Raw genomic sequence first — 12,304 nt, 5'->3', positions numbered from 1 at the left:
ACATCACTCCATGGTAGTAGTATCGATCAATCATAACCACAATGAAAATGTGAAAAATCACAAAACAGGTTTCTCACCTTATGTTGATTTTATGGCTATCGACAGTGGGTCAAAGTTGGAAGAACATCAAAAATCTTACTTCGATATTGAACTACCAAATGTCTATTACAGTGGATTAATCAACGCAGCATTTGAATACTTTCATGACCGATCTGATGATTTCATTATTTACTTTATAGCATCTGATGTGGTCATTGATGACTACTTAAAATCTATAGAAAGGGTAAAATTTGCATTCTCACATTCAGATATTGCAGTATATGCACCATGCGCCAACGAATCTCCACACAAACAAATGGTATCTGGATATGGTGAAGGTTTAAGGCAGGTGAATTTTGTAGAAGGGTTTTGCTTTGCAGTAAGACTGGGTATGTTGAGAAAAATGTGTCCGATTGATATCAAGGTCAATAAAATCGGCTGGGGATTAGATGTCTACCTTGGATACCTGGCAATGAAGCAAGGATTAAAATCTGTTGTAGATTATGAAATAGAGGTATTTCATCCTACTTCCAGCGGATATGACATAGCAAAAGCAAGGAACCAAAGGGACAATTGGTTTAATGGCTTGGAAAAAGCTGCCAGAGTATTTAGAAAGTGGGCAACATTCACGCCGATTAACTCAAATATTGGTATCTTCTTACTCAAACAATGGATAAAAAGAATATCCATTATATCAATAATCTCTACAACGATTCTCATTACCATGAAATAATCTAATTCAACTTAAATAATTCATTTTTCGTCTATAATTGCCGCCAAGATTATCATAAGCACACGAGAAGTGTCACTTTTGTCTACCGCAACATTTAAAATCACCCCATGAAGAAACATCTGCTATCAACAGTTTCTGTCTTTAAAAATGAAAACGAATACCTAAAAGAATGGATTGAATATCACTTGCTCTTGGGTGTCGATCATTTTTATATGTACGATCAAGATGGTGGAATTGAGGCAATGAAGATTTTAAAGCCTTATGAAGAAGCAGGTATTGTAACTCGCCATTCTTGGACTCATTTTGATGGGACTAAACATGATAAACGCACGCAATTCTGGGAGCGTGATAAAAGTCATATAGCATATGCCCATGCGGCAAAGAATTACAGGTCTAAAACTCAATGGCTTCAAAAGTTAGACATTGATGAATTTCTATTAGCAAAAAAGGATATTGAAATAAAAGACTGGCTTAGGTCTCTCGATACCAAAAGAGTAAAAGGCTACAGGGTATATAGATTCAATTTTGGAAACAATGGTCATTTGGTTAAACCTGACGGTCTAATAATCGAAAACTACCTAAGAAGGGAAAAAAAGTATTCTAACTATAAAGATGCCGCGAATGGTGACTTCCTCTCATCCAACCGATATATTTATAATTCTCATAGATGGGGATATAAGAGTTTCAAGGGTGGCGGAATTTTGACCGACTTTGAGGAAATTCCTATTCAAATCAATCACTATTATTCCAAATCATACGAAGAGTACAGAACAAGGCAAAACGTAATGAGATCAAGAGACACTTCATTAGATGCTTTTAATGATTTGAATAAATCACACAATGATGTAAGAGACACGCGAATTCTTAAATATTTGGAACCGCTAAAAAGTAAAATCAATCCAACTGAATCATTGATGTATTCCTAAATCAAGATCCGAGATGTAATCATTGGAAGAAGCCATCAGCATAGCTCCACTGATCTTCAGAAAGTTTATGTTTAGAGGCACAAAGGCCCATAAAAGTATTTTGACCAATCCTTTTGAGTTTTACAATTGATTGATCACTCTCATGGGTATAAAAATCTGTGGATTTGGTAAGTGTATCAATGCCATGTACTCGATCTAACGAAATCACATGTTGCTCGTACTGTTTATGATCTTCTGAAGATTTATATACAAATGACCGGTCTGTTGTATCCATTACGAAAACAAAACCACCTGGCACCATTTTCTTAAGTGCATCTATTACCTGATGAGTATTTGAAATGATCATAGCTTTAATATCAATCTGTCTTAAATGCGGTGGTTTATAAGAAGAAAGACACAATCTCAATCAAATGTATGATTTAAAAAGAAAAATTGATTTATGGTAAATACTGCTCTTTGAATAGGTATTTTAACTAAAATTTAGGACTGAATGAGTCCCAAATTCATGGCTTTTTTGATCAATTCAGCCATATTTTTTGCATTCAGCTTTTTCATGATATTACCTCTATGTGCCTCCACAGTACGCTCGCTAATAAAGAGTTTATCGGCAATTTCTTGACTTTTTAGGCCATCTGAAATATCATTTAAAACTTCTACTTCTCGTTTGGTCAATTGGACGCTTTCAGCTTTTTTCTTCTCTTTTTTGATTTCTTTATAAGAGTTGAGGGCTGTATCTATTACTTCTCTGCTAAAGAATTTTCCACCATCCAGCACCTTTTCAATGGCTACTAAAATTTCATCGGCTACACTATCCTTTACTACATATCCAGCAATATTGAAATTCAACCCCTCCATCACGTATTCTTCATCCTTATACATGCTTAGAATGATTATTCGGATGTCAGGATATTTTTCACCAATCAGCTTAGATGCCTCCAGTCCAGTCATCTCAGGCATAGATATGTCCATAAGTATAATATCCGGCATATTCCCTTCATCTAGCGCCGTAATAGCCTTAGATGCTCGATCATACTCGCCGATAATTTGAATGGTTTGGTCCATATCAATGATACTACGAACGCCCTTGCGCACTAGCTCATGATCTTCAACAAGAAATAGCTTAGTCTTTTTCATATGGAATCCTTAAACTAATAAAAGTACCCGAACCTTTCTTAGTATCAATGTTACATTCTGCATTTAAAACCGCTGCCCTGAATAAAATGTTTTGTAGCCCATGATGTGAAGTATCATCTGTATAGTCTCCCATCTCAAAACCTACGCCATCATCCTCGATAGTCATCTGTATATGATCATCAAATCCATATAACTGGATAGAAGCAGCTGAAGCTTCAGAATGCTTAATAATATTAGAAATGTTTTCCTGGGAAATTCGATAGATATTCACTTTTAGCTTCATATCTAATTCTGGAAGGTCCTGTGCCTGAAGTGCAAAATTGATATTTGAGCTATTATTAGCTTGATCTACAATCTTTTTCAAACAGGCATCAATTGGAAAGTCACTCAATAGTGTTGGCAATAGACCATCTGTAACTTTTCTCATTTCATCAAGAAATTGATCAAGCATATCGACCACAACCTCTTCTGACTCACCTTTTTTCACTGCTAGCTTAATCATGTTAGCTATTTGTCCAACTCCGTCGTGCAGATCTCTTGCAATTCGCTCTCGCTCTTTCTCTTGTCCTTCAATAAATGAAAGCAATCTTCGATTTTTAATATCTTCATCTGCCTCACGAATCCTTACTCGTTCCGTTATGTCTTTAAAAAAGAACAAGTTATACTCTTCATCAAGTGAAACATTGTGAGAATAGAAATCTCCATAAACATTGTCTGAATCACCGAGCATTAATTCCATTTCTCCAGCATCCTCTATCTCCACAATATCGGGATGTGCATTTCCATTAGAATCTACAAAGCACAAAACATCATTTATATCTCTATCCATCAGTTGATCGAATGATCTTCCCGTAATTTCTTCAACTATTGAATTTGCATACTTGACTGTCCTCTTAGAATCCAGCAAAAAAATCGCCTTATCGATTGAATTAATAATGGCTTGAAAGAGCTCACTATTCTCTTTGATTTTCTTTTCTGCCTTTGCTTTATAAAGCGCAACATCAATATTAGATAAAAGCTCTGCTTCATTAAATGGCTTTACAACATAGCCATAAGGAAGGCTGAACTTTGCCTTTTCAATGGTTGGCTCATCAGTGAGAGCTGTTAAGAAAATAATTGGAATATCAAGGCTTTGCTTGATCTCAAAAGCAGCATCTATTCCATCGGAATTGGTTTCCATCATGATATCCATAAGTATCAGATCAGGAATTTCATCTGAAGCAACTTTAACCGCTTCTTTTCCAGAATAGACTGACATTACCTCATGTCCGCCTGATTCTAATGCATGTTTAATGTGTTGATTTACAATAAGCGAGTCTTCGGCGACTAAAATTTTTCCCATAGGTATTATCGAATACTATCAATTTATAAGTTTTTGTGAGATATTACAATGGAAAGCGCTAAGAAAGGGTTCTTGAATATGAAAGAGATTTTTATTGTATCTAAAAATGCATCACTGTCTAATTATCTATACCTATTACTAGATGAAATATGTCCAAAGACGATTTCTCTGGCAATGGAATTTTCAGAGTCTCTAGATTTAATAATTGTTGATTCTGAAACGATTTCACCAACGGAGATGAAAGATTATCAGCGAGATATCCCTACAGTTCTTTTTGGGTTTGATTTAAGACCTGCACTGATACAGTATACTTCTCAATACGATATCAATGGGATCATTTCGTTGTCTATGGAAGCCTCCGACATTTTGAAGACAATTCAAGTATCACTCGAGAAAGACATTTATTACAATGAAACCATGATTGGAATGTTGTTCTCCAACAAAGCCAATGAGGTTGCAGAAAAAATAAAATCACTTACAGATAGAGAAAATGAAATTCTGCTACTGATGATGAAAGATTTAACCAATGAGGAAATTGCGACGGAATTGGATCTTAGCGTACGCACAGTAAACGCTCACAAAGGAAATGTAATGAGGAAGATTGGCTCTAAAACAACAAGCGGTCTTATTCAAACACTGCTTGAGTATTCCGCTGACTTTAGAAATTCGCTCTAAGCCCGTTTTCATTATCAACTTCAACCGTGCCCCCAAGTTGCTTTACAAATGTCTTAACTAGAGAAACACCTAAACCAGTACTACTTTCAAGGACCTCACCTTGGATTTTTCTGCCATTATTAAGAACACGAAGTAAAAATTTATCTTCTTCTTTTGAAAATAGTATTGAAATCCTTCCTTCCTGACCAACCTCGAATCCATGCTTAATCGCATTTCCTACCATTTCACTAACCATTAATCCAATTAATAGTGCTTTTTCAACATCAAGAATGATGTATTCAGAATCAACTTCAATAGCTATTGAAGAGGACCCTTGTAGAATCTGGAGTTCTTGAGCAATGTGTTGAAGATATTCCCCAATATTTATTTCAGATACATTATAGAAGGTATACAACTTATCATGGATTACAGACATCGCTTTGATTCTGTCATTAACTTCATTGAAAATGGCCTTTGATTTATCATCCTCTAGATCATAAGATTTTAACGCTAAGATTGAGGAGATAAGCTGCATATTATTTTTAACACGATGATGCACTTCTTTAATAAGAACGTTCTTTTCTTCAAGTGATGATTCCAACTGCATTTGAAGAAGTTTGTCCGTAGTGATATCATAAATAACCCCAACAATACCTTTAATTTTACCATTATGGTCTCTTAAGATTCGAGTAAATGCTCTTAAATATTTTTCCTTATCATCAACTTTTATTCTGAAATCAGACTCTAAAAAATTGATCCCTTTCTTAACCATGTTGAGACTTTGCTCGAGTATGCTTTTATCTTCCTCAACAAAATGCTCCGTGAGTTTGTCTAAAGACAGTGGTGCTTTTGCCATCGAGAAAATAGAATACATCTGATCTTCCCAAAAGATTTCATTTGTTTCACGGTCATATTCCCAAACACCAAGATTTGCAATTTCAGTAGCAAGAAGTACCCTATCGGATAGGCGTCTGATCTTTTGCTCAGCATGTTTTTGTTCAGTAATATCTTGAACAGTCCCAATCATACGAATCACATTTCCTTTGGCGTTTTTTATCATCTTACCACGCCCAGATATCCATTTTGTCTTCCCTGTGATTAGGTTATTTATTCTATATATATGAAAAAAGTCTTTGCCCTCAATAATGCACTTTTCGAGTTTTTGCTCGAAATCCGCTAAGTCTTCTGGGTGAACAAGTTGCTTAATAATGGAAACATGCCTTTCAGATTCTGAAAACCCCATTAGGCTTATCATCTCTTGAGATGGCAGAAACGTTCCACTTTCTATTTCAAATTCATAATTGGCAATTTTAGATATACGCTGAGCTTCAAGAAGCTTAGCCTGACTCACTTGAAGTTCCCTTTCTGCCGCTTTAAGATCCGTCACATCGAGCATTCCAGTTATCGATCTCTCAAAATTCCCATCATCATCATATTCAGCAACTGCAGAGAGAATCACATCCATAACTTCACCGGACTTCTTTATGTATTTATACTCTATGTTCTTTATGAATCCACCATTAAACAGCTTTTCCAGATTGGCCTCTACTTCTCCTTCAGCTTCTTTCACCATAAAATCATACGGCGTTCTACCAATAACTTCATTGCGCTCATATCCCATCTTGTCTAGCCAGAAATCACTTACACTGATAATCTCAAGGCGTTCATTGATAGAATGCATCATTACCGGAGCCTTGTTGTAAATACTTCGATACTTTTTAAGAGACTTTTCTAGCGCCATCTCAATCTCCTTCCGAGTATTAATGTTTTGTAGCGCGATTACGGCACCAAATGGTTCATTTAATAGGGTGGCTCTTAGATTATACCACTTTTCATCTGCTAACTTCATTTCATGATCTAAGGACTTTGCCTTTTGATCAAGTATCGCGTTCAAACCTTCTTTCAAATATCTTCCATCACCAAAAAAATCCATGAAATCGAATATGGAACGCCCTGTTTGCATATCCGCATAAGGTTGACTTCTTATATAGGTCTTTAAGTTTTTGTTTACACTTAAAATGATTCCATTTTCATCAACAACTAATATTGCCTCATCCAAAGCATCCAATACCCCCTGTTTTAGTGCTTCCTCTCGCTTTATTTTATGTTCTGCTTCCTGATATTCTGTGATATCTTCAGAGAAATACACAACATTATCCAACATTCCCTCACCATCATAGAGCGGATAATACTTGATACGATATGATTTAGATGATCCTGTATGAATCAGTGGTACTTTGGCTATTATCTCACCTCGCTCACCTTCAAATGCTTTTTTTATGGCCTCTACTTGTTTTGCTTCAGTAAAAAGGGTGTTGTTGAAAATATTGAATCTACCTATGTATTCATCTAAATCAATCATCCAATGTTCGGCAGATTTGGCATTAGCTGCAATCATCAATCCATTGCGATCATAAATAGTAATCGCATATGGAGCCTCGGCAATCATTTGTTTATACCGGGTTTCGCTTTCTCGGAGCTTGAGACGTGAAACTTTGGTATCGGTAATATCCAACATCAATCCTCGCAGAAGTGCCGGTTTATTATCGACCTTTACAACTTCTACCATATCTTGAACCCAGCGAACATCCCCGTTTTTATGAACTAATCGATATTCTAATTGATAGCTTTCCGTATCAGGGGCTTTATGTCTCTCATAGGCTATCACTCGCTCACGATCATCTTCATAAATCCTCGACTGCCAAAACCCTTCTTTCAGCCAATCCTCTTTTGGAAAACCCAACAGATCAACTGCCTTCGGGCTTATATAGGAGAAGGTAAGTGTGCCAATTTTCGTCTCCCAAACTACCGCATTTAAATTCTCAACAAGAATCTTATATCGACCCTCTTCGTGTTCATTTTGTTTTACAACACTATCTTCAACTTCTGCCAGGTTGTAAATACATCCAATGAATTTTTGATCTTGATCTGATATTGGTTTTGCATCAATAGTCAACCATTTGAAAGAAATGTTTGAATCAGCTAATTGAACATATGACTTAACATCGGTATCACCATCTAACAAACGACTCATTGGATGCTTTGCTTTACTTATGGGAGAGTTATGGTCTATGTCAATAAAACAGAAACTCGTATAGTGAGCTCCTATTAAGCTGTCCGTTTCTTTTATCCCCAATAACTTAAGCGCAGCATCATTAGCATATAAAACACTGCCATGTGCATCGAATTGAATAATGCCGTGCGGCATATTTTCAATCAAGTATTTATGATGTATTTCAATTTGAGTATCCAAAAGGTGGCTGATAATGAAGCTGTTCTGTAATCATAAATTTATCAGAAATCTGACGAAAGCCAGTACTCTATTCTAAATTGATTTTATAGAGATAAGCATTTTGACTAAATCAATTTCATCATTATCACGAAGATTCAATTCTAGCCATCTTATGTCTATTTGTAAGAAAGAAATTAAGGCTTCCAAAAGAGGAAGTAATATAAGATTCAGTTAGATAATCTTTTTTAAGAATACAATGCGTTCAGCAGTGTGATTAGGTGATTAGGTGCCTCGGATTGGGGTACCTTTTTTTGTGTCAAAAAACTTTATTTAGATTGATTCTAAACAATTACATTTGCCAAAAAAACACTATGCGATATATAATATTATTATTACTCACATTCACTATCGCTTGTTCAGGGCCAAAAGAAAGTCAAGAACAAGATTCATCTGCAGATGAAAAGGTATTAAATGTATATTCTCACAGACATTATGATTCGGACAAGGTAGCATTCGAGAGATTTGAGAAAGAGACTGGAATTAAAATCAATCTTGTAAAAGCCGGAGCAGATGAATTGATAAGTCGTCTACAATTAGAAGGAGAAAACTCTCCTGCAGATGTATTGATCACCGTTGATGCTGCAAAACTTAATAGAGCTAAATCTCTTGACCTACTTCAGTCTGCCGATGCAGAAACAAACAATAAAGACGGTTTTATAGATCCTGATAAAACTTGGTATGCAATGACATATCGAGCTAGAGTTATTGCTTATGATAAAGCAGATGTAGATGTTTCCGAACTATCTACTTATGAAGATTTGGCGGATGAAAAGTGGAATGATCGAATAGTTATTCGTTCTTCAAGCAGCTCCTATAACCAGTCTCTTCTATCGTCAATCATCTATGAAAATGGAGAAGAAGCAGCTAGTGAATGGGCAAAAGGAATTGTTGCCAATATGGCTCGAGAGCCTAAAGGAGGGGATCGTGATCAAATCAAAGCGATGGCCTCTGGAATTGGTGACATTGCTGTAGTTAACACCTATTATGTTGGATTATTACTCAATTCTGACAACCCTGAAGAAGTAAAAGCTGGCCAAAGTGTTGGGATCTTCTTCCCAAATCAAGATGGAAGAGGCGGCCATATTAACATCAGTGGAATTGGTGTGACCAAATATGCTCCTAACAAAGCAAACGCTATTAAGTTTATTGAATTCATGACAAGTGAAGACATGCAGAAGTTCTATGCAGCTAACTCTTATGAGTATCCTGTACACAAGGACGTTGCACCGGACTCCACAGTAGCAGCATGGGGAGATTTCAAAATCGATAACTTAGACTATGCCACAAATCCAGAGCTATTGGAAACGGCAATAAAGGTATTTGATGAAGCTGGCTGGAATTAAGATTCCAAACCATCTATCCTGGCGACTCGCTGCCCTAGCAATCTTGGTAATAATCTTATTGCCCATTGTTTTGGTTGCGAGTCGTTCATTTATGCTCGAAACTGACAATATTGGTCATATATCGAGCAACCTTCTACCTCTTTATCTAAGCAATACAGCAATACTTGTTTTAGGAACGTCATTCGTAACTCTCATACTTGGAGTATCAACTGCATGGTTTGTTACTGTCTATGAATTTCCTTTTAGAAAAGTATTCGAATGGGTGTTGATTTTACCTCTTTCTATCCCAACATTTATCAATGCGATTGCTTATGTTGGCTTAACGGACTATGCCGGGCCAATTCGAATTTTCTTTCGATGGATTGATCTTGATATCTACTTAGATATCATGAATCATACAGGTGCCATAATGGTCATGAGTTTGGTTTTGTATCCATATGTCTACATCACCTCCAGATCTGCATTTTTACTTCAATCGGGATCTCTCATAGAGGTATCACGCTCCCTTGGACAGTCAATGTTCAAGACCTTTAGCAGGGTAGTGTTTCCTCTTGCATGGCCAGCAATTTTTGCAGGGTTAATTCTTGTAATAATGGAGGTTCTTAATGATTATGGAGTGGTATCATACTATGGTATTCCAACATTTACTGTTGGAATATTTAGATCTTGGTTAGCATTGGGTGATCTTTCAACCGCGATTTTTCTTTCCATGATCGTGCTCACATTTGTGGTCATCCTACTTGCCCTAGAATTTCGCTTTAGCCAAAAGAAAAAAGTATCTAATGATAAACCAGATGCTGTATTCGCACGATCAATTCCAAAAAGAAAATGGTTGATTTTTCTTATTTGCTTTCTTCCTTTTCTATTCGGATTTATTATTCCGGTCTGTCAGCTCTTATGGTGGTTTTACCTTGCCTATTCTCATGATGTATGGCTACACTTAATCAGATTGGCTGGCAATACTGCTATTCTCGGTGCTTTATCAAGTCTATTTATTGTCATTTTATCAATCATTTTAGTCTACACATTTAGACTCTCGAAAAGTAATGGGCTTAAAAGGGGAATAGCTAAGCTTCCAATGTTAGGCTACGCAATGCCAGGTGCCGTTATTGCAATCGGAGTAGTAGCCATGGTTCTTTTGATTAATCCTAATCTAATTTACTCAGGTATTGCAGCGCTCATATTTGGATATACCGTTAGATTCTTTGCCGTCGGCTATGGATCAATTGAGTCCGGATTTGATAAGATATCCCCTCAAATAGATGACGCGGCTCGATCTTTAGGGAGCGATACATTTAGAAACCTGATAAAAATTCATATTCCAATATTAAAGCCAGTATTGATTGGTTCTTTAATAATGGTTTTTGTTGATGTCGCTAAGGAACTGCCTCTTACACTCATCCTTAGACCTTTCAATTATGAAACTTTGGCGACAAATGCGTTTCAATATGCAAAAGATGAAATGGCGCCTAGGGCCGCATCATCTAGTCTGCTTATTATTTTTGCAAGTGCTTTTCCAGTATATTATTTAAATCAAATATTGCATAGGAAGTGAAGTTGAATGTTAACCATATAAGCAAGAGATTCGGAAACACAGAAGTATTAAAAGATGTGTCAATAGAAATCCAGTCTGGCGAAATTCTTTCTTTGACTGGTGAGAGTGGCTGTGGCAAGAGTACACTGCTTAGAATAATCTCAGGTCTCGAAACACCAGATAGCGGCAGTATTTCGCTAGACGGAGAAGATATCACTAATTGGAAACCTGAGCATCGCAATTTTGGGTTCGTATTTCAAAATCTATCATTATTCCCGCACCTCTCTGTAAAAGAGAATATCTTGTACGCTATTGGGAAAAAAGAAAGGAATCCCGATCGTCTAGGAGAGCTTATAAGTAAAACAGGATTAGATGGACTTACTAATAGATATCCTCATGAGCTTTCTGGCGGTCAACAACAACGAGTGGCCATCGCCAGAGCACTTGCTATAAATCCTCGAATACTCATCTTAGATGAGCCTTTTAGCAGTCTTGATGAATTGCTAAAAGCCAAGATCAGAGAAGAAATATTTGATTTACTTAAGTCATTGGGTATTACGACGATTTTAGTCAGTCATCAGGCAACAGATGCTTTTCTAATTTCTGACAAGCTTGTCGTAATGAAAAAAGGGGAAATTCAACAATATGGGAAGCCATCCGAGGTATATCAAAATCCAATCTCTCCATATGTTTCTGATCTATTTGGTGCCAGTGTAATATTCAAAGGAAAGAATGTCTCCGCCAATATGGTTAGTACAGATTTTGGCTCTCTGAAATTAGAAAATAATCGGAATGATACTTTACAACTTTTTGTAAGACCTGAGAAAATTGAAATCACCAATTCAGAGGACTATAATCTTAGTGGCCGTGTTGTGAAAAAAGAGTTTAAGGGGCCTCATGATGTACTAAAAATCGGTAACGAAAACTCTTCAGAGTTTATCTCGTTAGAAACAGAAAGGTGCTCAATTGAAGTTGGAGATAAAATATATCTCAGGGTACCCGAAAACGATATTCAGATCTTCGAATAGTGTTCGTCTTTTTCTTTACGGATGTTCATATCTGTACAAAAACGAACAAATACTTTTATTTAACTATTTGATTTACAATTACTTATAAAGTATGGCACGCCCTTTGTATTTAAATACATCAAATGGCGACCAACCGAACAAATATCAAACTAAGCCGTACCCTACTCATCTTGTTGGGTATACTCCTTGCGTGTCTGCTTACACTCAACGCCAAGTCACTATACTCAGCTGACTTATTGAGTGAACCGACCACAATACCTGCCGCGGACGCAAAATCTC

Annotated in this window: 10 protein-coding genes; 6 read left to right on the top strand and 4 right to left on the bottom strand. The window is 36.5% G+C overall.

Features of this window, described 5'->3' with window-relative positions:
* Nucleotides 1–10 precede the first annotated feature (10 nt).
* Together ACY650_RS11685 and ACY650_RS11680 are read left to right on the top strand one after the other, a co-directional pair.
* Nucleotides 11–772, top strand: a complete 762-nt coding sequence (locus ACY650_RS11685) for a hypothetical protein (RefSeq protein WP_462247683.1) — start codon at nt 11–13, stop codon at nt 770–772.
* Nucleotides 773–879: 107 nt separating this feature from the next.
* On the top strand, nt 880–1,698 hold the full coding sequence (locus tag ACY650_RS11680; RefSeq protein ID WP_462247682.1) for a glycosyltransferase family 92 protein: 819 nt from the start codon (nt 880–882) through the stop codon (nt 1,696–1,698).
* A 19-nt stretch (nt 1,699–1,717) separates the two neighbouring features.
* Here ACY650_RS11680 and ACY650_RS11675 read toward each other — a convergent pair whose 3' ends face one another.
* The 3 genes from ACY650_RS11675 to ACY650_RS11665 all read right to left on the bottom strand — a co-directional run bounded on the left by ACY650_RS11675 (nt 1,718) and on the right by ACY650_RS11665 (nt 4,174).
* Entirely contained in the window at nt 1,718–2,044 is a 327-nt protein-coding gene (locus tag ACY650_RS11675; RefSeq protein WP_462247681.1) for a hypothetical protein, read from the bottom strand.
* Between the two features lie 134 nt (nt 2,045–2,178).
* Nucleotides 2,179–2,832 carry a response regulator gene (locus ACY650_RS11670; protein ID WP_462247679.1) on the bottom strand — a complete coding sequence of 218 codons (654 nt, stop codon included), beginning with the start codon at nt 2,830–2,832 and terminating at the stop codon, nt 2,179–2,181.
* Nucleotides 2,819–4,174 (bottom strand): response regulator, encoded by a 1,356-nt coding sequence (locus ACY650_RS11665; protein WP_462247677.1) that lies wholly within the window; start codon nt 4,172–4,174, stop codon nt 2,819–2,821. The genes ACY650_RS11670 and ACY650_RS11665 overlap by 14 nt, the downstream gene beginning before the upstream one ends.
* 78 nt (nt 4,175–4,252) lie before the next feature.
* Here ACY650_RS11665 and ACY650_RS11660 point away from each other — a divergent pair, with 78 nt between their 5' ends.
* On the top strand, nt 4,253–4,849 hold the full coding sequence (locus ACY650_RS11660) for a LuxR C-terminal-related transcriptional regulator (protein ID WP_462247676.1): 597 nt from the start codon (nt 4,253–4,255) through the stop codon (nt 4,847–4,849).
* Here ACY650_RS11660 and ACY650_RS11655 read toward each other — a convergent pair.
* Complete coding sequence (locus ACY650_RS11655; RefSeq protein WP_462247674.1) at nt 4,833–8,081, bottom strand: PAS domain-containing sensor histidine kinase; 3,249 nt, start codon at nt 8,079–8,081, stop codon at nt 4,833–4,835. The two genes, ACY650_RS11660 and ACY650_RS11655, sit on opposite strands and share 17 nt — an antisense overlap.
* 350 nt (nt 8,082–8,431) lie before the next feature.
* On the opposite strand from ACY650_RS11655, the gene ACY650_RS11650 reads away from it, so the two are divergent.
* From ACY650_RS11650 to ACY650_RS11640, 3 genes are read left to right on the top strand one after another with little or no spacing between them, the layout of a single operon-like run.
* On the top strand, nt 8,432–9,463 hold the full coding sequence (locus ACY650_RS11650; RefSeq protein WP_462247672.1) for an extracellular solute-binding protein: 1,032 nt from the start codon (nt 8,432–8,434) through the stop codon (nt 9,461–9,463).
* On the top strand, nt 9,444–11,018 hold the full coding sequence (locus ACY650_RS11645; RefSeq protein WP_462247670.1) for an ABC transporter permease: 1,575 nt from the start codon (nt 9,444–9,446) through the stop codon (nt 11,016–11,018). The genes ACY650_RS11650 and ACY650_RS11645 overlap by 20 nt, the downstream gene beginning before the upstream one ends.
* Nucleotides 11,015–12,025, top strand: a complete 1,011-nt coding sequence (locus tag ACY650_RS11640; RefSeq protein ID WP_462247669.1) for an ABC transporter ATP-binding protein — start codon at nt 11,015–11,017, stop codon at nt 12,023–12,025. The genes ACY650_RS11645 and ACY650_RS11640 overlap by 4 nt, the downstream gene beginning before the upstream one ends.
* The last annotated feature ends 279 nt before the right edge of the window (nt 12,026–12,304 follow it).

This window comes from Ekhidna sp. (assembly GCF_963691765.1).
Taxonomy (GTDB): Bacteria; Bacteroidota; Bacteroidia; order Cytophagales; family Cyclobacteriaceae; genus Ekhidna.
Note: the sequence above shows the minus strand (reverse complement) of the source record. Positions and strands in the feature narration are given on the sequence as shown.